Here is a 23,831-nt window from a genome sequence, read left to right as displayed (position 1 = left end):
CGCCTATCTCGCCCAAACCCTTGAGGCGCTCGTCAACGGCCACCGGCAAAGCAATATCCAAGCGCTTCTGCCCTGGAACTATCAAGCTTCACCGGCCGTGTGATCGAAGCACCGCTTACCTCTCTGGCGAGATCGGCGATGGTGTTGACGTCGCCGCGCTCGAGCCTGTGCCGCCAAGCCCACGCGCGACCGATAGCGCGTAATAGCCGCGCATCCTGGCCGCGATCCATGGCCACCTCGATTTCCTTGGGCGGCAGGATGCGGGGTCTGCCGCCGCGATTGCGCAGGGTTGTCAATCGGCACCGAACTGGGACCCCGGATCGGCTTGCAAAAGGGACCCCTGGGGCGCCCAGCTGAGACGGGCCTGACGCGCCGGAGCTTTCAGATGGCGCAGGCGTGTCAGGCCCGTCTTGAGGCGGGTCGGTGAGGCTCAGGCTCGGTTCTTGAAGCGCCAGCTCTCGTTGCCGGTCTCGACGATGTCGCAATGGTGGGTGAGCCGGTCGAGCAGTGCGGTGGTCATCTTGGCGTCGCCGAAGACGGTGGGCCATTCGCCGAAGGCGAGGTTCGTGGTCACGATGACCGAGGTGCGCTCGTAGAGCTTGCTGACGAGATGGAACAGCAGTTGCCCGCCCGACTGGGCGAAGGGCTCCCTCTCGGCGATGCGCACATCGCCTGCCGGGCGACGGATAGCCGAGCTCGTCCATGACCACGAAGTCCAGGCGGCACAGATGGTCTGCGATCCGGCCCTGCCGGCCGGCGCGGGCCTCGGCGTCGAGCCTGTTGACCAGATCCCCTCTCATGGTTTGCTTTGCAAACCATTGCCGGGCAATGGACGACGTTGAAGAAGCGCCCGCGCGCGCCGCGGCGGATGCAGGCGCGGGCGATCGCGATGGCGCCGTGGGTCTTGCCGGTCCCTGTGCCGCCCCTCTCGGGACATTGCTGCGCAATGCCCTGTCGGGCAGCGGATCAGCACGACATTGCGCTGGTGCTCGATGAAGCCGCCGGCGGCGAGGTCGCGGACCAGCGTCTCGTTGATGTCTGCGACGTCGAAGTCGAAGTCCTCGAGGTCCTTGGCCAGCGGCATCTTGGCTATCGTCATCTGGTACTTGATCGACCTCGCCTGCTTCTCGTCGATCTCGGCCTTCAGCAGATCGCCAACCACCTGCTGGGGCTCGTGCTGGCGCTTCACCGCTGTAGCGTGGACGCCGTCATAGGCGCCGCGCATGCCGTAGAGTTTGAGCTCGCCCATGGCGGCGAGGATGTCGGATCGTTCCATCAGACGGCTCTCCTGAGGTTGTCGTATCGGGCGCAGTCCGTTGGCCGGCAGGCGAATGCATGCATTCGCCGAGAGGCGGCGACGGGCTCGCATTGCAGGCGTAGCGCCTCGGGCGTGGCGATTGGCGGCGGCGGGTCGGCGTCGCGGCTGCGGGCGAGGATGTTGAGCACGACGTCGGCGGAATGCACGCCGTGCTCCAACGCTTCTGCGCAGGCGGCCTCCACCGCCGGCATCCCGTCAGTCAGCGCCGCGCCGAGGATATCCACCATCCATAGGCCGGCAGGCGAATGGACCATTCGCCGAGAGGCTGCCGGTCGCCGTCTGGCGCCGCCTTCAGCTTGCGCCGGATGCGCTCAATCGAGACCGGCAGCTCCCAGTCCCTGAACGGGGCGCCATTGCGCAGGGCCTCCCGTCGCCCGGCAGGCGAATGCTCGCATTCGCCGAGAGGGGGCTTGCGGGCCAGCACCGGCACGTAGTGCCAGGGATCGTAGACCGTCCCGCCGCGGCCGAAGGCGCGGGCGTGCTCGCCGACGACGCGGCCTTCCTGCCGGATCTCGATGCGCTCTGCATAGGCGTGGATCTCCACAGGCCGACCAACGGCGCTGGCGTCGACCGAGTACTTGTTGTTGTCGAACCGAACGAGGCATGTCTTGGAGACCGCCGCCGGGATCGCGTGGAAGCCGTCGAAAGGGCCGCGATACGGCACGAGGCTGGCGCGCGTTCGCCATTGTCGCTCGGACCAATGGCGCGAAATGGCTCACCCTCGAAGACCTCCCAGATCGTCTTGCCGGCGATCTCGGGATGGGGGCGCGCCTTCGCCCACTCGACGCATCGATCGGCCAGCCAGTCGTTGAGCTCCCCCAGGCTTTTGACCCGAACCCGCGGCGCGAAGAAGTTCTGCCGCAGCGTGCCGACCTGGCTCTCGACCTGACCCTTCTCCCAGCCGGATGCGGGAGTGCACGCCACCGGCTCGACGAGATAGTGACCGCACATCTGCTGGAAACGACGATTGTAGGCGCGGTCCTTGCCGACGAGGATCGCGTCCACCGCTGTCTTCATGTTGTCGTAGACACCACGCGTGCAGGCCCCGCCGAAGAACGCAAACGCCTTGTCATGGGCGTCGAACACCATCTCCTGCGTCTCGCGCGGATATGCCCGAACGAACGGCATCCGACTGTGACAGAGCCGCATGTGCGCCACCTTGATGGTGACCGTGGCGCCGGCGACCAGCACGATCTCGTGGCTCCAGTCGAATTGATAGGCCTCTCCCGGATCAAAGATCAGCGGCACGAAGGCCGCCGCCGTGGCCGCGCTCTCGCGCCGGCGCCATGACGCGGCGTAGCGTCGGACGGCGTCGTAACCGCCCTCGTAGCCCACGCCCCGCAGGTCCTCGAAGATGCGCGTCAGCGTCACTCGCTCGCGGCTGCTGCGCGCCGCATTCGCTGCGAGCAGATCGTCGAGCGCATCCGTCCATGGCCCAAGTCTGGGTCGCGGCTGGACGCTGCGCTGATAGGCGAACGCGGTCTCGTCGGACCGCAGCACCTTCCTCACGACCTTCCGAGACAGCCGCAGCTCCCGGCAGATCTCCTTGATGGACTTGCCCTGCACGAAATGCGCCCGGCGGATCTTGGCGACCGTCTCCACAATCAGCATCCCAATCTTGGCTCCCAGATCATCCCTGGAAGCACTGTGGACCCAAGTCTCGGAGGGGTCCCTTTTGGAAGCCGATCAGCCCCGAAACGGGGTCCTTATTCCACGCCGATCAACACTCGGGCATTTGGGGACGGATCTCTTGCGCGAGTGTCGATGTGAGCAGTTGATGATCGCTGCGAGGTGCGATTATGTGTTCGGCCCCCTGTACGCGGTGCGTCAGAACGTTGGCCCAGATGAGGTCTACCTGCCGGGTCGATACCGCCGCCGCACCGCCGCCGCCGCCAGGGGTTACGAGTCAAAGCGTCATCTACGACCCGGAGCGCATCTTCGCCCGATGGGAAGCGCTGATTGCCGAGGCCGCTGCAGATCGCGCTAACGGAGAAGAAAGGATGCGCCGCCGGTTCGGTGAAGTAGGCGAATGGCGGCGGCTTCGCGCGGTGCAGCGCGCGTCGCTCGGCGCCGAGCCCTGGCCCGCGCCGCCGGCCCGCCCCTTCGACGAGGCGCCGCCAATGGTCAGTATCGTGATCCCGCTCTTCGATAAGCAGGACTTCATCGCAGAAACGCTGGGGACGGTCGCCGCATGTTCGTATGCGGAAAAGGAGGTGATCGTCGTCGACGATTGCTCGACCGACGCCTCGAGGAGATGACGCATGATTACTACGCCGCAAACGGCTTGCATACGCTAGATGCGCTGCGCCAGGAGCATGTGGCCGGCACCGTGCTAACCCAGTTCGTGCGTCGCGCCCAGCTCAGTCATCAACTGATCGACGATCAGACGCGCCCCGAAGAACTAGATTTCGAGTTCCTCGCCGCACTCCAACCCCGGCTCGCTCGCCTTTCTCAAGGCCTGGCCGCCAGGACGCCGCGCGACGGGCGGATTCGGCTGGCTCGCTACGCCATCCGCGAGGGGTTTTTGAATTGGCTGCCCGAACTGCTTTGCGGCGTCCGGCCCGCAGGTATTCGCGCCGAGCTTCTGGCCGCCGATTCAGCTGAAAAGCCCGTCATCGCCGCGCTGCTCGCCGGCTTGAAGCGCACCGCCAAAGCTGTTCGGAAGCAGCGCGGTGAAGCGCCTCTTGCGCGTGCAGAAGCAGATGGCGACGGTGAAGCTGCTGGTCGGCGGCGATCTTTGGCGAAGAACGTCTGACTGGCGCCTTGCTCGATCGGCTCACCCACCATGTCCACATCCTCGACATGAGCGGCCAATCCTATCGACTGGCTCAAGGCAAGGCGCGCAAATCCACCCGACTTCCGCCTAACGCGACCACGGGCGCGCTCTGCCTCTTGCGATCAGCGCGCCCTCAGCGCTGGCTGACATCATCGCGCTTAACAATGGTTGGATATCAGGGCGCCCAAATGGCCAGTTTCCGGCGCCATTGACAGGCTGGGAGCGTTTGGCCCCAATATCTTATTTTTTCATGTGCAAAAGAAGACCACCAGAATTGAAGCGGTGAGCAGGAAGGAAGACGGCGGTGGGGTTTATTGCGGATATCGGGACGGGCATGTCCCGGTTCATTTTCTGGGGGTCGTCATTTCTGACTGAAGAGCAGGCGCCCGGCCTCGTTTCGATCGGGATTCTGTTCTGGCTCCTTATCTCCGTTCTGGTTTTGGGGATCAGCGCCCGCAGAAAGCTGACCGCCCTACGGTGGTTGGAAGGACAGGTCCGGACCGCGAAGGACGAGCCCGAGTTCGCCGCACATGTGAACCAGATCAGCCAGGAGGCGAAAAAGGTCCGGACCCGAATAGGGTACGTTCAAATCACCGCCGCCTGGGACGAGTTTCGCGAAACCCTGATCGAGGACAAGGGCGCCGATCGGCCGGTCCTGCGAAACAGCGTGCGCCCCTCAAGTTTCTTCAACTTGGAGGACCTTCATTTTGGCCCGGGGTTCTCGCGCTATATGCCGGGCTTGTTCGTGACGGTCGGGCTGTTCCTCACTTTTCTCGGCCTCATATCGGCGCTTCAGCAGATCACCGGGCTAAGCGACGCGTCTTCCGAGGAAATGCGCGCGTCCCTCGACGGCCTACTCGGGGCGGCGTCGGCCAAGTTCATCATGTCCCTGACGGGGCTTCTGGCGTCGATCATCTTCACGATTGTCCTGCGCTGGCTTACGGGCAAGGTGGAGCGTCGGATCCACATGCTCTGCGCCGATCTGGAGAGCCGACTGAGCTTCATCAGCCTCGAGGAGGTCGCGATGGAGCAACTCTCGATCGCGCGTGGCCAGAAGGACAGCTTCATGGAGATCGGGACCACGCTGGTGGCAGAGCTCGGCCGATCCCTTCAGAAGGAAATCCCGGAATCCATTTCCAACTCGATCAGCACCGCCATGGCCCCGCTGCTGGACAAGGTCGGCAAGGCCGGCGCCGACGGGGTCGGACAGATGGTGACGGACCTCTCCTCCCGGTTCTCCGAGGACGTCGGACGCGCGCTCGCGGACGCCAGCGCGCAGCTCTCGGCCGCCGGGGACAAGATCGCGAGCCTGTCTGACCGGATGGACCAGAGCTCCGGACAAATGGGACAGGAGATGGAGTCGTCCGTTGAGAAGCTCACGAGGGCGGCGGAAGACTTGTCCGCCCGCCTCGCTGCGGCTGCTGAAACGACCGACGGCAAGCTGAACGAGGGGGCGGAGCGGCTCCTCGGCATCATGAATGAGACGTTGGAGGGGATCCGGCGCAACACCGCCGAGGGGGCGGACGCTCTTAGGGAGGCGGCGGTGGACATGCGCGCCTCCGCCGGCTCCTTCCGCGAGGAACTCGACGCGGCCGCCGCCAGCGGGTCGGAGGCGGTCCGATCCGGGATGAAGACAGCAGGCGCGGAGGTCGAAGGGGCGATCTCCGAAGCGGGGCGTGGGATGGCGGACCTGGTCTCGCGCAGCGGGCATGACCTCCTATCCGCCTCCAACGAATTCCGCGAATCGATCAGGGCCGACCTGGTGGAGCCTATCACCCAGGTGGTGGAGCAGTTCGACAAGATGGCGGACCGGTTGAAGGACGGTTCCGGTCAGATTGCGACTGCCGCGGGTCATATCAAGTCCGGCGGAGAGGCCACCCGGTCCGCCGCCGAGACGCTGGTCACCGCCTCGCGTGACCTGCAGGCGGCGGCAGGGCCAGTCAGGACCAGCGTGGAGCGGATCGAAACCGCGACGACCGGGCTTGCGAAGAGCACGGCGGAGGCGGCCGAGACCGTTACCCGGTCTTCACGGGAGACCGCGGAGAACGCGGCCCGGGTTCTGGACGCCGCGAAAGCCGCGCTGAGTGCGGAGCAGAAACTGATCGAGACCTCTCTCACGAAACTCGGGGAGGCGCTCGATCATATGGAGCGGCAGCGCGAACAGATCGACGACATGGACGAGAAGCTCGGCGCGGCCTTCAACGAGTTCGCGGCCCATGTCCGGACGTCGCTCGAGACGTTCGCCGAGCACGTCCGCAAGATGAACGGTGAGTTGGCGCCCGCGCTGGACACGATGCGCGAGATCGTCGACCAGGCGGAGAAGTTCCGTCCTGAACAGAGGCGCTGAGCATGCGCAGGCTGGAGCGGCACCGGGCGCGCGCGGAGGAGGAGGAGTCCGTCTTCGTCACGATGACGGACATGACGATCAGCTTCCTTCTGATCATCATCATCCTGCTCGCGTTCTTCGCGACCCAGCTCAACGATGACGAAACGGTCCCCTTGACCGCATATGAGAGGGTCCGTCAGGAGCGCGACGCCCTGCGGATCGAGAATCAGGACCTGCGCTCCTCCGTCGAGGCTCTCAAGGCCGAACTTGCCCACGTCACGTCCGAGTTGGAGACGGTTACCGCCGAACGAGACCGGCTGCACAGCGAACTCGACCAGCTGCGAGACGAAAACGAGGCGCTCCGGACCCGGGTTGCTGAGCTGGAGGAGGAGAATGGGCAGCTGCGTTCCCAGATCGACCAGCTTTTTGCAGAGATAGAGCGGTTGCGGGAGAAAATCGAAAGGCTCCATGTGGTCAACCCGCTAGAGGCCTATCTCTCCCAGGCCATCGCTCAGCGAAGGGAGATTCTCGTCAATCTTCGCGACCGGCTCCTGATTGAGTTTCCGGAGGTGCAGGTCGTGATCAGCCCGGAACAGGACGCGCTCCGGTTCCAGGGGGAAGGTCTGTTCCGCAGCGGATCAAGCCGGCTCGAGCCGCGTCAACGCGCGATCGCGGAAACCATGGGTCGTCTGCTGGACGAGATCCTGGTCTGCTTCACCCTCGGGGAGAGGGCGGCGCGCGGGCCGGATTGTAGGAGCGGGAACGCCCTGATCGAGGCGGTGCAGATCGAAGGGCACACGGACAGTGACGGGTCGGACCTCAACAACCTGCGTCTGTCTACGGATCGGGCGAACGCGACCCTTCTCGTGATGTTCGATGAAGACCGAACCATCCTCGCGCATCAGAACCTGCGGGGCCAGCCGGTCATGTCCGTCTCCGGATATGGGGAGATGCGGCCGATTGAAACGAACGAAACGACGGAAGGGAAGGCGGCGAACCGGCGGATCGATCTTCGGATCATTATGTATGCGCCTAGCACCGTTGGGGAGGTGGAAGAGGTCGGGCGCCGGCTTGACGCGCTGCGCGCCGCGGGGAGGTCGGAATGAGCCTCCTTGAAGCGCTTGAAAAAGCGGGGCGGCTCTCGCCCTTGTCGACTCCGGAGCTGCGATACCTCAGCGCGGCCGCTGATCGGGTTCGCGAGAGATGGCCCGACGTTCAGGTCGCCGGAACCGAGAAGGAGCGCGAGGCGCTGGCCCAAAAGCTCCGAGACCGGATTGAAGCCGACGATTGGGAGGAGACCCGCCTCTCTTTCGTGGTAGCCGCCTCTTCGGCGGTGTTCGATCCGGAACGAAGAGATCGCCCCGACCTCGCTCCGACGCGTGACTTCCTCTACGCGGAGACCGCCGCCTCAACATCCGAGACGTTCCTGTCCGGGATCTTCCGGACCTATCTTGAAAGCTACGTCCCGAACTCCCGCCACAGCATCGCCCTCGCGGCTGCGCTCGGTGATGCGCGCGCCCGAATGAGCACGGCCGGTCGCTTTCTTCTGGGCGCGCTTCCGGAGCTCTTGGACGCCGCTTCCGGTCCGGACCGGCTTGCAGGCCGGATGTCCAGGATGTCCGACCCCTATACGGAACTCCTCCGTCTCGGGGTTCGAAGCCCGCATAGCGGCGGGTTCATGGACTTCGCTCACCGATCCCTCACCGCCCTCGTCAGGCCGCATCTTTCGGAGCGGAACCTGATCGACTGGTACATCAGGTGGCTACGTCCACCGGGCAAGGAGGAGGGCCGCAGTATCGGAGCGGAAGCGGCGATCGAAGCCTTGATCCATCCTTGGTTGGAAAAAGCTCCGGAGGACGAGCTCAGATCCCACCTCGTGGAAACCCTGATCGAGCTTTACGGGGATCCACGGATCAAATCCGGCGGGGTATGGGGCGGCATTGGCGAGCGCTACATGGCGATTGTGCATCGCTGGCTGACACGGGAGGATATGCGCTTCTTCACCGGGGTCGTTGACGCCACCCAGAAGGACGCCATGTGGCCGCCGCGCCGGGATTTCTGGCTCAAGCTTTATGATGAGGGCAAGATCGATGCGGCCTGGGCGGCCCTGTCCTCTCAGGCTTTCGAATATGCCCGCCAGCACCTCATGCGTCGGGATGCGAAGAACGCCTATACCCGGGTCGGATATCAGAAGGCGCGCCAGAACACGTCCCTCCTGATCATGAAGATCGGAAACAAGATCATGGTGGACGGGTGTCACAATTATCGGACCCACGTCTTCGACAAGGATGATCCGATGGCGCCGAAGCTATTCGAGGCGGGCTACGATTGTGATGAGATCATGCGCGCTTCCGCGGCGGCCAAGCCTCATGGTAGCGCCAGGAACGGGATGGGGCCCTGGAGACGCTGGGTTCGCGACATGATGAACGCGGACGTATCATGGTCACGACGAACCCGGCCCTACACGAAAGTGTCCAGACCCCGTCCACCGAAACCAGCGCACGCGGCGTCACGACACCGCACGGAATTCGAAAGGCTCTATGAAAAGCCGCGTCAGGGCGAAAAGGACAAACGAAAATGATCCAGCTCACCTATGATCAGGGCGGGATTACGCTCGAGTTCAAGTCGCGCCAGTCCCTTTTGGACCGCCTCCTCTCCCGTCGCGGAGATCAGGACTTCGATCATGACAAGAGGCTGAGCTTCGCGTTGGCGGATCTGCGGGCCACCGCCGAGGAGACCGGTGATGAGGTGGAGATCGCCAGCAGCCGTATCTGGCTTTCTCACAAGACGCTGAGCGCTCTATCCTCTGAGACGGCGGACGCGCTCGGGCTTCCTCCCTTGGTGGATCTCACCCTGCGCACGGATGTCATGGGGCAGATCGGCGGCCCCGAGTTCCGCCTTACGCATGACTGGGTTCGTGCGGGCCGCCGGGAGATCGCCCATAGGACCGGTGCGATTCTCGAGACCTCGGGTGACGGGGCTGACGGGCTGCGCCGTCTCCCCCGGTGGATGCTGGACGCGCTCGAGGTGGCGGACCGGTTCCGGGCCGGCTCTGACCTCGACGAGCACTGGGAGGCGCTCGCCCGCTTTCGGCGCGCCCTTGAGCCCGGGGTCCGGATGGACCGAGCCGACGCGGAAGCCCGGCTCGGGATGACCGATTTTCTGTCCGGGCTCGAGGTGACCCTGACGGACCGGTTCTCGATCAGCCCGCGGGGTGAGGACCAGTTCGCGATCCTCCCGTTTCTCGGCGAGACGATCGAAGCTGCAGAACGTGATGGGGAGCAGATCAGCGAGGCGGAGGCGGAGCTGCAGGAGGGGCGGCTTCGGGCGTTTCAGGACAAGGCGTTCGCCCGTGGCGCGCGCCCCGCTTACAAGCTCGGCGCGCAGAGTTACCTTGTCGTGGACCCCGCCGCCGCCCCGGTTCTCAAGGTGATGACGGACATGCAACGAGCGGATCCGGTCACCCGGGCCGCGTTCGTCCGCAATCCACGTCAGAGGATCACCGAGGCGGTCACGGACCATCTGCGTTTGAAGGGCAAACTGGACGGGCTGTCGCCGGCCCAGGAGCAGGAGCTGATCGAGGAAGCGGCAGAGCCGGCTTTTGTCGAGACACGAGAATACTCCGAACGGGTGATCGGGCTCATTATCTACGAGAAACCGGTGCTTGAGATCTCCGGGTCCGGGACAACATGGCTGCCTGAAGCGTTCACCGGAGCGGCCGCTGAGAAGATCGAGGCGATGGCCCCAGATCAGGTCGAGCGGCTCATCCGGCAGGTGGACGCGGCTATCGCGGCCGGAGAGCGGTCGGTGAACGTGGACGGCGCTGAAATCCCCGCGACCCCGACCAGTCGCGCCGCGCTCGAGCAGCGCCTCGAAGCCATCCGGACCCCGGAAGCGCCGAAAATGAAGCCAGCGAGCGGGGAGGAGGTCGACCCACGGGTCGGGCCGATCATCCTCGACACCGTCGACAACATCGAGGACCTCACCTGGGCATTAAAGATCAGCCCACGCACCCGGCTCGCGTCTGACACGCTGCCAGATGTGGTGAAATCGGCTCTCAAAGAACACCAGACAGAGAGTTTCCGCTGGATGCTGGAGGCTTGGGTTGCGGGTCTGCCCGGCGTCTTGAACGCAGATGAGCAAGGGCTCGGGAAAACCCTTCAGGCGATAGCCTTTCTCGCGTGGATGAAAGAGAACATGTCCCGCCCGGACGCCGGACGCGCCGGGCCGGTCCTCGTGGTGGCGCCCACCTCTCTGCTTGTGAACTGGGAGGAAGAGGTCGACAAACACTTGCGGGCGCCCGGGCTCGGCAACGTGGTCCGGCTCTACGGGTCGGCCCTCGGAGGCAAGAAGCGACCTGGTCAGAAAGGTATCGAAATTGATAGCGGAGACGCGCTGCTGGACCTGCGCGATCTGGAGGAGGCGATTGATGAGGGGCGCGGGCATCGTTACTGGGTGCTGACCACTTACACGACGTTGGCTAACTACCAGCATTCGCTGGCGAAGATCCCCTTCTCGACCGCCGTGTTCGACGAGATTCAGGCGGTGAAAAACCCCGTTAGCTTGCGCGCCAAGGCGGCGCTCGCGGTCAACGCGGATTTCCGGATCGGGCTGACCGGCACCCCTATCGAGAACAGCACAGTCGATCTATGGGCGATCATGGAGCAGCTCACGCCGGGCCGTTTCGGCTCGCTGAAGGCGTTCCGAGAGAGGTTCGGAGAGCCGACGGAGGGGAACATGCGCGAGCTCTATTCGCTGATGTTCGAGCCGCAGGAGGGCCTGCCTCCAGTCGCCCTGCGCCGCCTGAAGGAGGAGGTTGCCCGCGACCTGCCAGTAAAATCGCGCCGTCTCCACCCCCGGCTCATGCCTGAACCGCAGGCGGCTGCTTACGAGACGGCGCGCGGCAAGCTGGCAGCCGGAACCCGAGGCGGCGCGCTCAAGGTGCTCCATCACATTCGGTCCGTCTCCGTGCATCCGGACGCTTCATCTCCGGCGGAGGATGAGACCTATATCAGCATGTCCGCCCGTCTCCTGGCGGCGATGGACATCCTTCGCGGGGTTCGGGACCGCGGCGAACGGGCGCTGGTCTTCATCGAGCACGTGAAGATGCAGCACCGGTTTATCGAACTCGCGAAACGGGAGTTCGGTCTGCCCCATGTCGACCTGATCAATGGAAGCACCCCGATCCCGCGTCGCCAGGCGATCGTGAATCGGTTTCAACGCCACCTCGACCGCGACGAAGGCTTTGATCTTCTAGTACTCGGTCCTAAAGCGGCGGGGACCGGGCTGACGCTGACGGCGGCCACGCACGTGATCCATTTGTCACGCTGGTGGAACCCGGCCGTGGAGGAGCAGTGCAATGATCGTGTCCACCGCATCGGGCAGACCAGGCCCGTCACCGTGCACGTCCCGATGGCGATCCACCCCGGGTATCAGCACTACTCGTTCGACTGCCTCCTTCACAGCCTGATGGCCAGAAAACGGCGCCTTGCCAGTTCCGTCCTCTGGCCGATGGGAGATACTGAGGACGACGCGAACCGATTGCAGCGGATGCTCTCGAATGGCGGTGCGACTGCACCGCGGGGCGAGGATCCCGTCACCGCCGCGATGGCGATGATGTTCAAACGAGACGATACTCCAATAGGCTCCAAGAACCTGGACGGGTCGATCTCGTATCAATAACTGGCTACAGAAGAAACCTGCATTGAGTGAAGGTGTTTCTCCATGCGGAGGCGCGTCCGTAGGCGGTGCAGCGCGGCGCGGTCATCACCGAGGTCGAGAGCGCCTTCGGCGTGACCGAGGGCGAGCTGCGGCGCATCTACTGGATACACCCGCCGCACTATCAGAAGAGCGTCACCGACGCGCTGGAGAGGCGCAAGCGATGATTATGATTCTCTAGCCGCGCCTTGCGTCCTGCACAAGTGCGGGACGCCACTCCGGGGAGATAATCGGGGAGGCGGTTTTCGGGAAATCCGCCAACCCCTTGAAATATTGGTCGGAGTGAGAGGATTCGAACCTCCGGCCCCTGCCTCCCGAAGGCAGTGCTCTACCAGGCTGAGCTACACTCCGAACTGGGACGCCCTATAGCGCCGCGTCAGGCGCCGCGCAAGTCGGGGCGAGCGAATTTGCGCGGCTTGCGCGGTTCGGGCGGCGACGCTAGTTATCCCCCGCTGATGGGGCGTCGCCAAGTGGTAAGGCAGCGGCTTTTGGTGCCGCCATTCGCAGGTTCGAATCCTGCCGCCCCAGCCAGCCCCATGCATTCGCCATATTCCAGGTCTCCTCCCGAACGGCCCTGTGTTTCCGGGGAGGGGGGAGCGGCGCGATGCGGGGGGCCGGTCTAGCGAGGCGCATCGTCGCTCAAACGGGTCGCGGCCTCCTTCGCCGAATGAGGCGGATGGCGGTCGGTTCGGGTCTGGCCCGCCATCCGACGCTCCCGGACCATTGCGAGTCATGCGAAAGCCGCCTAGTCTGACGTGCTGATCGGATAAATGGAAAAGTGGCGCGCGTCGGTCAGCCAACAGGCTGGTTGGGCGAACGGTATGACCAGTCAAATCAGAAAAGTACGTGATCTGGATACGCGCCGCTTGCGCCATTTCATGGCGATCGCCCGGTCCGGCAGTTTCATCAAGGCCTCACAGGTGCTGGGCGTGGCGCAGCCGGCGTTGAGCCAGCAGATGTCGAATCTGGAAACGGAGATCGGCGTCCGCTTTTTCGATCGCTCGAACCGAGGCGTCGTTTTGACGCAAGCTGGCGAGATCCTGTTCAATCATGCGCAGACGATCCTGGCCAATATAGATCGGGCGCGCGACGATCTGGCGCGCTACGCCCATGATCAGGAGCGGCAGCTTACGCTGGTGATGCCCGGCAGCATTTCGCAGATTCTGGCCGGCCCGCTCTATCTCTTGCTGAGATCCAACAAGCTTTCCGGCACGCTGAACCTGCATGATCATGTGGGGGATGAGGCGCGCGAGCAGCTCATTTCCGGCCAGGTCAAGCTCGCGCTCGGCTACAAGAAAATTCAGCACCCCGGCATCAGGAGCTTCCCCATTCTGACCGAGGAGCTGTATCTGGTCACGTTGCCGCCGAGCGAAGAGGCGCCAGCCGAGATCGCGTTGAGAGATCTCGTCGATTTTCCTCTCGTCCTGCCGGCGAAACCGAACGGGATGCGCGAGGCCATCGACCGGGAGGCCGCGAGCCTTGGCGTCACGCTCAACCCGGCGGCCGAAATCAACACATTGGGGACGTTGCTGTCGTCCCTCCGCGCGAAGATCGGCGGCTCGTTGCTGCCGATCGCGGCGATTTCCGCCGAACTGGAGAAAGGCGAGCTGGCGGCGAGGCGGGTCGTCGATCCGCCGATCGTGCGCACCTTGTATTTCTCCATAACCGGCGTCTCCGCGCTCAGCAGCGAGGATCTGGCTCTGGTCGAGATCGTTCTGACGCTCATCTCTGAGATGACCGAAGACGGCTCATGGCCGGGAGCCGATCTGCAGCTGGATCACGCCCTGATGAACTCGCTTCTGGGGAAGTGACAGGCGACGAGCGAGCCATCGTCGCCCCGTTGGCGAAGCTGCGGTTCTTCGAGACGGCAACGCTCTTGCGCGATCGGGCAGCGCGTATGGAATCTGCACCCTGGGGGAGGGGAGCGCGGGCTGGGGATCTCACCCTGGGCCGTCACCTCGATGGGGCCGAGCCGAGGGTCGGGCGTCGGCGTCGCGGCGATCAGGGCGCGGGTGTACGGATGCGCGGGCGCCGTGAACAAACGGGACGCGTCCCCGATTTCAACGATCTGCCCGAGATACATGACGGCGACCCGGTTGCTGATATGCTCGATTACGGCCATGTCATGAGAGATGAAGATCAGCGACAGGCCCAAATCCTTTCGCAGATCCGAAAGCAGGTTGACGATCTGGGCCTGAATCGAAACGTCGAGCGCGGCCACGGCTTCGTCCGCCACGATCAGTTTCGGCTCCGCCGCCAGCGCGCGGGCGATGCCGATCCGCTGGCGCTGACCGCCGGAGAATTCATGCGGCAGCTTTTCCGCGGCGTTTTCAGGCAAGCCGACGGCGTCGAGCAATTCCATTACGCGTTGCTTCCTGCGGCCCCGCGCGAGGCCGAAATTCCGAAGCGGCTCGATCAGGGTCTGGGCGACCGTTCGCCGCGGGCTGAGCGAGGCGAACGGATCCTGAAAGATCATCTGAATGTCACGCCGCACGGATTTCCGGTAACGCCGCCGCCCCGGCGCGTTGATCGCGGTTCCTTCAAGTCGGATTTCGCCCCGGCTCGGCGCATCCAGACCGGCGATCAGCCGGCCGAGCGTGCTTTTTCCACAGCCGCTTTCTCCGACGATCCCCAGCACATCGCCGGCTGAGAGGGAAAACGACACCCCATCCAGGGCTCTCACCGGCTTGTCGGCGCCGCCGATCAGGCCCTTTTTCGCTCCGAAATGCCGGGCGACCTGACATACGTCGAGAAGAGTCATGGCGTGGGCGCTTCGCAGGATTTCGTGTCGTGGAGCGGGTGGTGGCACGCGGCGCGGCGCCTTCCGCCCTCCAGTTCCGGATCGTGAGCGCAGAGCGGCGAAACATGGTCGCAGCGCGGCGCGAACGCGCATCCTTTCGGTATGTCTTCGAGACCGGGGACCATGCCGCGAATTTCGCGCATTCTCTTTTCCTGACCGGGCGAGGCGCCCCCGGCGACCGGCGTCGAGGCGAGAAGCGCCGCGGTGTAGGGATGCCGCGGCCTCAGGAACACGTCTTCGACGGCGCCGATCTCCACGATCCGGCCGGCGTACATGACCGCGACGCGATCGCAGCTTCGCGCGATGACGCCGAGATTATGCGAAATGAGAATGATGGACGTCCGGAACGCGGACCGGAGCTCCATGAGGAGCGCCAGAATCTGCGCCTGAATCGTCACGTCGAGCGCCGTTGTCGGCTCATCCGCGATGATCAGGCCGGGCTTCAGCGCCAACGCCATCGCGATGACGACGCGCTGGCGCATTCCGCCCGAGAGTTGATGCGGGTATTCCTTCATGCGCGCCGCCGCATCGGGCATCTTCACCGCCTCCAGCATCTCAAGCGCGTGGCGGCGCGCGCTCCTGGCCGATCCGACGCCATGAACCTTGTAAAGTTCGGCGATCTGGTCGCCAACGGTCATGACCGGGTTCAGCGCGGTCAACGGCTCCTGAAACACCATCGAAACGCCGCGCCCGCGCAGGGACCGCATCTCGGCGGAACTCAGGCTGGTGAGATCGCGGCCCTGAAATTGGATTCGCCCCCCCAATATGCGCCCCGGTTCCGGCAGCAATCGCAGGATCGACGAAGCGGTCAGCGACTTCCCCGAGCCGCTTTCGCCAACCAGGCCAAGGATCTCTCCCTCTTTCACCTGCAGCGAAACACCCCGCACCGCCTCGAGGGGCGCGCCATCGCCATGGGGGAATCCGACCCGGAGATTTTCGATTTCGAGCAGAGCCATCGGATCACAATCTTTGCGTCATCATGGGGTCGAACCAGTCGCGCAGCCGGTCCCCCAGAAGGTTGATGGAGAAAATCGTCAAGCCCAGGAAAATCGACGGATAGAGAACCGTGCTCAGCGAAACCATCACATAGCGCCGGCCATCTGCGATCATGTTGCCCCAGCTTGGAATCTCCACCGGCGTGCCGACGCCGAGAAAGCTCAGATAGGCTTCGATCAGGATCGCGGACGCGACGATGAAGGTCGCCTGAACGATGAGCGGCCCGATAATGTTCGGAAGCACATGACGGACCATCAGGACCGGCATGGACGTGCCCGCGATCTGCGCGGCCTCGATATAGGCCAGTTTGCGCAGGCCGATGATCAGCGAATGGACCAGGCGCGTCACCCGCGGCACCTCCACGATGGTGACGGCGATCGCGACCGTGAGAAAGCTGCCCCCGAGAACCGCCACCAGCGCGATGGCGAGAAGAATGCTGGGAATCGCCATGAGCCCGTCCATGGTCCGCATCACCACCGCTTCGGCGATAACGTTCTGCGCGGCGATCATGCCGAGAAACAATCCGATGACCATGGAGGCGAATCCGACCAGAAATCCGATGCCGAGCGAGATCCTCCCCCCGACGATCGCCCTGCTCAAGACGTCGCGCCCGAACGCGTCGGTGCCGAGCCAGTGCTCCGCGCTCACCGGCAGAAGCCGTATCGACGGATCAAGTTCATACGGATCGTGGGGCGTGATCAGCGGCGCGAAAACCGCAGCCAGGATGACCCCGATCAGCAGGGCCGCCGGCAAGCGCCACGAGATGAACTTGTTGAGCTTGCTGAAATACGGATTTGGCCGCCTTGCGATCCGTTCCATCGTCATCGCACCCGTGGATCGAGAATTATGTAGGACAGATCAACGAGCAGATTCACCAGCACGTAGATCAGCGACAACACGAGCATCAGGCCGCGGATCACGGGAAAGTCGCGCTGCAGGACGGCGTCGACCGTAAGGCGGCCCAGCCCCGGGATCGCAAAGACGTTCTCCACGATCACGACGCCGTTCAACAATCCGGCGATCCCCAATCCGATGGTCGCCGCGATCGGCACCGCCGCGTTGCGAAGGGCGTGCACGGTCAGGATCCGCATTCCGGGGACGCCTTTCGCGCGCGCCATGCGAATGAAATCCGCGGACAGGGCTTCGATCACGGCGGAGCGGGTGATCCGCGCGATGAGCGCGATGAACACGAAGCTGACGCATACGGTGGGCAGCGCGAGATACCAGAGCCATTCTCCGACCCCGTCGGAGAGCGGGCGGTATCCCTGAATGGGGAACCAGCGCGCGCCGAGCGCGAACTTCGCGATCAGGAAATATCCAATGAGAAAAACCGGGAGGGAAAAGAACAGCACGGAAAGGACGCTCAATCCACGATCCACCCAGGAGCCGGCGCGCCAGGCCGCCAGCGTTCCGAGCGGCACGGCGACGATCACGGACAAGACGATCGTCGTCGCCGCCAGCGACAGCGTCGGCGCTATCCGCTGGAAGATGAGCCGCGCCACGGGTTCTCCGGAGACGACCGACACGCCCAGATCGCCCTGGCACGTTTTCCAGAACCAGATCGCGAACTGCTCCAACAGCGACTTGTCGAGCCCCATGGCGGTGCGGATGCGGGCGACGTCCTCGGCCGTCGCCGTATCGCCTGCGATGATCGCGGCGGGATCGCCCGGCGTGATGTATATCAAAACGAACGCCACGATCGAGACGACCAGCATGACCGGAATCGAGCTGATCAACCTGTTGACGATCAATGCGCCGACTGTTCCTCGCATGGCTCATTTCCCCGTAATCGGGCCGGACGACGCACCCCGCCGGCCGCTGAGGCGCCGGCGGGGTGCGTTCACGATGCTCACTCGGACTTGCTGACGCCCCAGAAAACCGGAACCGTGATCGGCCGGATGCCCTGCACCGACTCCTGAACCGCGGCGAAAGTCCGCCATTGGCCGCCGTTTATATATGGCAGGTGCTTGTAGGCCTCGATCTGCACCGCATCGAGAAGCTCGCGGCGTTTGTCCGCGTCCGGCTCGGACCACCAGGCTTCACGCGCCGCTTCGAGCTCTTCGCTGCAGCTGAAGCCGGCGATGCTGTTCGGGCACGGGCTCGCGAGATACGGGTTGACCAGCGGCGAACCTGCGTCGAGCGCGGAAACCGTGGTGATGAACAGATGCCACGCTCCTTCGCCGTCAATGTCTTTCACATTGCGCCGCTGCGAGAGCGTTCCCCAGTCCATCGCCTCGAGCTTGACGTTGAAGCCCGATTTGCGCAGCCCGTCCGCGAGAACCAGCGTGGCGGCGCTGTTCGCGGCGGCGTCGGTGGCCTGCAAGAGAACGATCTCTTCGCCATCATAGCCCATCTCATTCAGAAGCGCCTGCGCGGCCTCGTGCTGAGGCGCCCCGAGCCCCTCGGCGCCAGCGCTGGTTTCAAGCGGAGTGCCGCACAGGAAATACGCGCCGCAGAACTCGTAATAGTCGCCTTCCTGAGCGCCAACGGCCTGCATGTTGGCTTTCTGGTTCACCGAAAGCAGGATCGCGCGCCGCGCCCGCGGATCGTCCAACGGAGGGTTGAGATGGTTGGGGCGAATCCAGACCATCCGGCCATTCGGGTCGATCACCTCCAGCCTCACGCCGGGGGTCGCCTCGATCATCGGGTAAAGCTCCAGGGGCGGTTGCTCCAGAACGTCGATCTCGCCCGCGATCAGGGCTGAAACCGCGGTGTTGGCGTCGGGTATCGTGACCCACTCGACCACATCGACCAGCGCGCGCTTGCCTCCGGCGAGGCCGTCGGCGGGTTCGTCGCGGGGAACATAATCAGGGTTGCGCCGATAGACCGCCTTGTCGCCCGGTCTCCAGTTCTCGGAATCGAATATGAAGGGGCCCGACCCCACGGCCGAGGTGATCTGCTCCGAAGCCGGGGTGGCCGCGACTTCCTTCGGCATCACGAAAAGCGCGTTCGCGGTGGAGCGCGCCATCGCATCCAGCACCAGACCGAAGGGCTTCTCGAGCGTCAGGGTGAAGGTCTTCTCGTCGACCACCTCGAGCTTCGCGCCGGCGCGGAACAGCGTTCGGCCAACCGTATCCTTGTCTTTCCAGCGAAGGATCGAGGCGACGGCGTCCTCGGCCTCCACCGGCGCGCCATCGTGGAACCGCAAGCCTTCGCGAAGGGTGAAGCTGTATTCCAGACCGTCGTCCGAAACGCTGTAGTCGCCGACCATCTGCGGCTGCGGATTCCCTTCGGAATCGAGCGCGAACAACTGATCGTAAACCAGATACCCATGATCGCGGGCGTAGGTCGCGGTGTTGAAAACCGGGTCGATCCCGCCAAGCGAAGCGTTCATCGCAATGCGAAGCGTCGTCGAGTCGGCGAAAGCCGGCAGAGCGAAAGCCACGACGGCCGCTGCGGTTGGCAGGCGCCGAAATTTGACCAGACATTTGGAAATTCGATCTAGCATCGCGCTCTCTTCCTCCTCCGAGCATGGAAAATACTCCCCACGTCTCGTGTGCGTGGGGTGCGTCCAGACATTGATGGATCGCGAAGATATTGCACAATATGTATTTCTGATGTCGCCTTGCGAAAATCGTATTTGCGGATTTTTTCGGCGTCGGCCTACCCTCGGGCGGCTTCATGGCCGCTGGGCTGGTCCACGTAAGCACGCCGATCACACGCAGGACGCTTTCGTCACGTGAGCGGTTTGCTCCGGCGCGATCCGAAAGGCTCGCTCAGCGCCTCCATCCCGCAAACAGGATCTTGCAATGCGTTCGTCCGAAACCGCCCCCAGCGCCGCCCAGTCACAGTCCGAGGCAAGTTTGCCGGATATTTCAAACCAGTTGCAGTGGACTGCGGAAGAAAAGCTCGTTGCGCATCGCAAGATGCACTTGCTGTTTCCCAGCGACACCATTGCCGCAAGCGCGTTCACCCGTCAGTTGCCGGAGGGCGAAAGTCTCGACGTGCGGTATCGCCATGGCGGCGAGGACATGGATATCGGACGGTACTTCGAAACGACGAACGCGACCGGCCTTATCGCGGTGCGAGACGGCGAAATCGTTCTGGAGCGCTACGCCGAAGGCAATTCCAGCGACACGCGTTGGGCGTCGCGCTCCATGGCGAAATCCGTGACCTCCACGCTGATCGGAATCGCCATCGCCGAGGGGTTTATCCCCGGGGTCGATACGCCCGTGACGCGGTATCTTCCCGAACTGGCCGGCGGGCTTTTCGACGGCCTGACAATCCGTCACCTTCTGCAGATGGTGTCCGGCCTCCCCTACACGGAAGATCCGCTTGACCCGTCGAGCGACGTCTTCCAGCTACAGGCCTGCACCACCCATGGTGAAAAAGGCGCGTTCCTTTCATTCCTGAAGCGTCTCGGCGATCGCGCGCCGCAAAGCGCCGCCGCGCCCGGGTCCGTCTTCAATTACAGCTCAGCCGACTCGGTCGTGCTGGGTTTGGTTCTGGAGCGCGCCACCGGCGTCCGCCCCGCCAGCTATCTTCAGAAGCGCATCTGGGGCCCCTTGGGCATGGAGCGCGACGCATTCTGGAACCTCGAGGCGGAGGGGGGGAGCACGTTCGCCGCGTCCGGCCTGAGCGCCACGCTTCGCGATTATGCGCGATTTGGCCTGTTCATTCTCGGGGGCGGCGCCCTTCCCGATGGCGAGGCCACTTTGCCCGACTGGTGGATGGAGGAAGCGGTTCGCGCCAGCGCCGCGTCTCTCAAGGCCCGCACTCCGTATGGTTTCCAGTGGTGGCTGCACCACAAGAACGGCGTCCCGTCGGTTGCGGCCGGGGCGGTCGATCCAACGCTGCCGGACAGCGCTCCGCTCAGAATGCCGGGAGGCGACACCCTGTTCTATGCGCTGGGAAGCTCCGGCCAGACGATCGCCATCAACCCGGCCATGAACGCCGTGATCGTCAAATGGGCTGTCTGGGAAAAGCCGAGCGGCCGCAACGATGGACGGCACAAGGACGCCGCGCTGTTCGCCGCCATATTCGACGCGATGGAGCCCGGCGGCGGCGCCCGACCGTAAGCAGTCCCACCAAAGCGGTTTGAGCCAAAGGTTGACGCAGGGTTGGGCCTTGTGACGTGGCCCGGGAGTTTCGGGCGGCGAGCCAAGGCGTAACCCGAACCTCTTCGCGGGATGCGAGACGGCGCGACGCTGGCGGCTGAGAGGTCTGGCCGGGCGCGCCGCCGCCAGGCCAACCGACGCCGGCCAGCCGGCGCCAAGGCGCGAGCGCTGCTGCGCTCCATATCGGCCGGGACGGTTTGGCGGCGCAGCGTCTGACGATCATGCCGCTCCCGTGTGGGAAAGCTCCGCCAGGCCGGGCCAGGGCGGACGCTTTGACATGTCGGCGACAACGTCGCACGCCACGAACGCGCTTCGATAGTTCCGCCGAGAACAGGGATCGTCGCCATATTTCAGAATGACGCCGTGGAACTTCCAGACTTTTCATATATCCTGACCCCTGAAATTTCAGGTTCAATCGTCAATTTCGCGACGAAAAGCATGATCGGGGTCTAGATGCGCGCAGTCCTGTCTTTCATGCTTTTTCTGGTGGCGCTCGCCCCGCTTCTCGGAGGGGCGGCGCCGGCGGCCGCGCAGACTGGCGAGGCGCCCGCGCCCGTCACGCTCCCCGAACCTTTGACGCCGGACGCGGTAAACGCGCTGGTCTCGCGCCTGTCGGACGAACAGGTGCGCGCCATGCTGATCCAGCAGCTGGACCGGATAAGCCAGACGGAGAGCGCCCAATCCGGCGGCGCCGAGCTGGTCGGCATCGACAATTTCCTCGGAGACGCCGCCGGGCGGAGTCTGGACGCGCTTGAGCGCGCGGTCCGCACGGCGCCGCAGGTTCTCACGCTGGAGGCGAAGGCGCTGACGGGCTATGTCGGAGGGCTCGGCGCCGCCGGGGCCTTGATCTTCGCGGCGCTCTTTCTTGCGGCCATCGGCGTCGGCTTGCTGGTTGAGCGCTTGTTGCACCGCTTCCTGATGCGGCGCCGGAGAGCGCGGTGGGCCGAGGTGCAGGGCCGCCCGATTTTCGAGGTCCTTCCCTTCCTCGCCCGGCGGCTGGTCGGGGATCTGGCGGGCGTTCTGGTCTTCTTTGTCGTCGCGGGAGTCGCGTTGCGCTTGGCGATGCCGGACGGGCAGGCGGCCGTGGCGCAGATCTTCTTTCGCAACCTGATCGTCCTGCCGCGCGTGGCCGCGGCCATTCTGGCGTTCTTCCTTGCGCCGAAACAGGCTGACGAGCGCCTGGTGTCCGTCGATGACGGCGCGGCGGCGTTTCTGTTCCGGAATCTCCTCGGCGTCGTCTTCGTCATCGGCATGGCCCGGTCGCTTTTCGCCTTCAACCTGTATGTCGAGGCGGACAGGTTGGCCAATCATATCGGCTTCTGGTTCAATCTTCTGATCTTCTGCTGGCTGATCTGGATCTGCTGGAAGGCGCGCGCCGGTCTGCGCGACATGATCCTGCATCAGCATCGGCGGCGGTCGGCGTTCGAGTTGCTGATCGCGCGCTTCTATCCGGTTTTCGTGATCGTGAGCATCGTCGCCACCTGGGTTTTGTCGCTCGTGGTCGCCGCCATGGGACGTGAGGGATTTCTGCGCGGCGGGCGGCATCTGATCAGCCTCGCCATCCTGATCGTCGCTCCGCTTCTGGATGTGTTGATCCGGGCCGTGGTGACCCATTTCCTGCCGCCGATGCGCGGGGAGGGGCTCACGGCGCAGAAGGCCTATGACGCGTCTTTTCGAGCCTATGTCCGGTTGGGCCGTGTGCTTATGTTCGGCGTGGTCGTCATCGCCACGGCGCGGATCTGGGATGTGACGCCGATGACGATGGCGAGCGCCGGCGTCGGCGAACGGCTGGCCGGGCATCTCATCAGCGCGCTTCTGATCTGCATTGTGGGATATATCTGCTGGGAGGCCGTGCGGTTGCTGATCAACCGCAAGCTCGCCAACGAGATGACCGCAATGGGCGGCCCCCCGTCCGACGATGAGACGTCCGGGCACGCGCCGGCGGCGCCCGCGACGCGGCTGGGAACGATCCTTCCGCCGGTCAGCTGGACGCTTCAGGCGATCATCATCCTCCTCACCATCTTGACCATGCTGAGCAATCTGGGCGTCAACGTGGCTCCCTTGCTCGCGGGCGCCGGCGTCGCGGGGATCGCGATCGGTTTTGGCGCGCAGAAGCTGGTCGCCGACATCGTGTCGGGTCTGTTCTTCCTCATGGACGACGCCTTCCGCCTCAACGAATACATCGATGTGGGCGACACGGCGGGCACGGTCGAGCGCATCGCGCTGCGCTCGATCCAGCTGCGCGACGCCAAGGGACCGGTGCTGATCATCCCCTACAGCAACATCAAGAGCGTCACCAATTTCAGCCGGGATTGGGGCATCATGAAGCTGAGGTTCACCGTTCCCTTCGATACGGATCTCGACAAGGTGCGCAAGATCTTCAAGAGGATCGGCCAGGAAATGATGCAGATTCCCGAACTCGCCCCTGGCTTCATCGAGCCGTTCAAGAGTCAGGGGGCCGCGGAGTTCAGCGATTATGGAATCGTGGTCCGGGGCAAGTTCATGCATAAGCCGCGCGCGCAATTCGCGATCCGCAAGCACATCTTCAAGCGCGTTCAGGAGGAGTTCGCCGCCAACGGCATTGAATTCGCCCGCCGTGAGGTGAAGGTGAAGGTGAGCGGCCAGACCGAGCATTTGACGGATGACGAGCTCAACGAAGTGGCGGGCGCCGCCGCGGAGGTTGCGAAACCGCAGGACGCGAAGACCGCCCCGACGTGAGCGACTTTCCCATGGCTCCGGGCCGGATATCGACCCTATTCAACCGATGTCCCGCCAATCACGGGAGCGCCGCCCTTTTGGGGCGGACTCCTTGACGGAGATCCTCGCGGCTTCCGGAATCT

At 64.2% G+C, this 23,831-nt stretch carries 15 protein-coding genes, 2 tRNA genes and 3 pseudogenes; 12 read left to right on the top strand and 8 right to left on the bottom strand.

Translation table 11 applies throughout. From position 1 onward, the window contains the following. Window positions 1–430: 430 nt before the first annotated feature. Both istB and istA read right to left on the bottom strand, forming a co-directional pair. Window positions 431–1,276, bottom strand: a pseudogene (istB, locus tag WG921_RS16665) (IS21-like element helper ATPase IstB). After that, window positions 1,276–2,929 (bottom strand): annotated as a pseudogene (gene istA, locus WG921_RS16660) (IS21 family transposase). The pseudogenes istB and istA overlap by 1 nt, the downstream one beginning before the upstream one ends. A gap of 233 nt (window positions 2,930–3,162) precedes the next feature. Between istA and WG921_RS16655 the strand changes: the two are divergent. From WG921_RS16655 to WG921_RS16620, 8 genes and pseudogenes are all read left to right on the top strand, one after another. Continuing rightward, window positions 3,163–3,576 (top strand): glycosyltransferase family 2 protein, encoded by a 414-nt coding sequence (locus WG921_RS16655; protein WP_340110386.1) that lies wholly within the window; start codon window positions 3,163–3,165, stop codon window positions 3,574–3,576. After that, a complete protein-coding gene (locus tag WG921_RS16650) occupies window positions 3,573–4,073 on the top strand; it encodes a hypothetical protein (RefSeq protein ID WP_340110385.1) in 501 nt (166 codons plus the stop codon). The genes WG921_RS16655 and WG921_RS16650 overlap by 4 nt, the downstream gene beginning before the upstream one ends. Next, window positions 4,055–4,306 (top strand): annotated as a pseudogene (locus WG921_RS16645) (ATP-binding protein); the annotation flags it as partial. The gene WG921_RS16650 and the pseudogene WG921_RS16645, both read left to right, overlap by 19 nt. Window positions 4,307–4,398: 92 nt before the next feature. Beyond that, entirely contained in the window at window positions 4,399–6,441 is a 2,043-nt protein-coding gene (gene zorA, locus WG921_RS16640) for an anti-phage ZorAB system protein ZorA (protein WP_340110384.1), read from the top strand. A 2-nt stretch (window positions 6,442–6,443) separates the two neighbouring features. Then, window positions 6,444–7,526: an OmpA/MotB family protein gene (locus WG921_RS16635; RefSeq protein WP_340110383.1), complete on the top strand. Its 1,083-nt coding sequence runs from the start codon at window positions 6,444–6,446 to the stop codon at window positions 7,524–7,526. A gap of 41 nt (window positions 7,527–7,567) precedes the next feature. After that, window positions 7,568–9,001 (top strand): EH signature domain-containing protein, encoded by a 1,434-nt coding sequence (locus WG921_RS16630; protein ID WP_340110382.1) that lies wholly within the window; start codon window positions 7,568–7,570, stop codon window positions 8,999–9,001. Then, window positions 8,998–12,102: a DEAD/DEAH box helicase gene (locus WG921_RS16625; RefSeq protein WP_340110381.1), complete on the top strand. Its 3,105-nt coding sequence runs from the start codon at window positions 8,998–9,000 to the stop codon at window positions 12,100–12,102. The genes WG921_RS16630 and WG921_RS16625 overlap by 4 nt, the downstream gene beginning before the upstream one ends. 65 nt (window positions 12,103–12,167) lie before the next feature. Next, on the top strand, window positions 12,168–12,305 hold the full coding sequence (locus WG921_RS16620; RefSeq protein WP_340110380.1) for a hypothetical protein: 138 nt from the start codon (window positions 12,168–12,170) through the stop codon (window positions 12,303–12,305). 107 nt (window positions 12,306–12,412) lie between these two features. Here WG921_RS16620 and WG921_RS16615 read toward each other — a convergent pair. Further along, window positions 12,413–12,489 (bottom strand) — tRNA-Pro (locus WG921_RS16615). A 105-nt stretch (window positions 12,490–12,594) separates the two neighbouring features. Between WG921_RS16615 and WG921_RS16610 the strand changes: the two genes are divergently transcribed. Further along, a tRNA-Gln gene (locus WG921_RS16610) sits at window positions 12,595–12,669 on the top strand. Window positions 12,670–12,959: 290 nt separating this feature from the next. Beyond that, window positions 12,960–13,949, top strand: coding sequence for a LysR substrate-binding domain-containing protein (locus WG921_RS16605; protein ID WP_340110379.1), 990 nt, complete (start codon window positions 12,960–12,962; stop codon window positions 13,947–13,949). On the opposite strand, the gene WG921_RS16600 is transcribed toward WG921_RS16605, so the two are convergent. The 5 genes from WG921_RS16600 to WG921_RS16580 all read right to left on the bottom strand — a co-directional run bounded on the left by WG921_RS16600 (window position 13,916) and on the right by WG921_RS16580 (window position 19,382). Further along, complete coding sequence (locus tag WG921_RS16600) at window positions 13,916–14,899, bottom strand: ABC transporter ATP-binding protein (protein ID WP_340110378.1); 984 nt, start codon at window positions 14,897–14,899, stop codon at window positions 13,916–13,918. The genes WG921_RS16605 and WG921_RS16600 overlap by 34 nt on opposite strands. After that, window positions 14,896–15,894, bottom strand: a complete 999-nt coding sequence (locus tag WG921_RS16595; protein WP_340110377.1) for an ABC transporter ATP-binding protein — start codon at window positions 15,892–15,894, stop codon at window positions 14,896–14,898. The genes WG921_RS16600 and WG921_RS16595 overlap by 4 nt, the downstream gene beginning before the upstream one ends. Before the next feature lie 4 nt (window positions 15,895–15,898). After that, on the bottom strand, window positions 15,899–16,753 hold the full coding sequence (locus tag WG921_RS16590) for an ABC transporter permease (protein WP_340110376.1): 855 nt from the start codon (window positions 16,751–16,753) through the stop codon (window positions 15,899–15,901). 2 nt (window positions 16,754–16,755) lie between these two features. Beyond that, window positions 16,756–17,706: an ABC transporter permease gene (locus tag WG921_RS16585; protein WP_340110375.1), complete on the bottom strand. Its 951-nt coding sequence runs from the start codon at window positions 17,704–17,706 to the stop codon at window positions 16,756–16,758. A 77-nt stretch (window positions 17,707–17,783) separates the two neighbouring features. Beyond that, window positions 17,784–19,382 (bottom strand): ABC transporter substrate-binding protein, encoded by a 1,599-nt coding sequence (locus WG921_RS16580; protein WP_340110374.1) that lies wholly within the window; start codon window positions 19,380–19,382, stop codon window positions 17,784–17,786. A gap of 301 nt (window positions 19,383–19,683) precedes the next feature. Here WG921_RS16580 and WG921_RS16575 point away from each other — a divergent pair, with 301 nt between their 5' ends. Together WG921_RS16575 and WG921_RS16570 are read left to right on the top strand one after the other, a co-directional pair. Beyond that, window positions 19,684–20,952, top strand: coding sequence for a serine hydrolase domain-containing protein (locus WG921_RS16575; RefSeq protein ID WP_340110373.1), 1,269 nt, complete (start codon window positions 19,684–19,686; stop codon window positions 20,950–20,952). A gap of 492 nt (window positions 20,953–21,444) precedes the next feature. After that, the gene (locus tag WG921_RS16570) at window positions 21,445–23,709 is read left to right on the top strand and encodes a mechanosensitive ion channel family protein (RefSeq protein WP_340110372.1); all 2,265 of its coding nucleotides are present in this window, start codon (window positions 21,445–21,447) and stop codon (window positions 23,707–23,709) included. Window positions 23,710–23,831 lie beyond the last annotated feature (122 nt).

The organism is Paludibacillus litoralis (genome assembly GCF_037646705.1).
In the GTDB taxonomy this organism is placed as follows: domain Bacteria; phylum Pseudomonadota; class Alphaproteobacteria; order Rhodobacterales; family Rhodobacteraceae; genus Pikeienuella; species Pikeienuella litoralis.
This window is presented reverse-complemented; position numbering and strand designations above follow the sequence as displayed.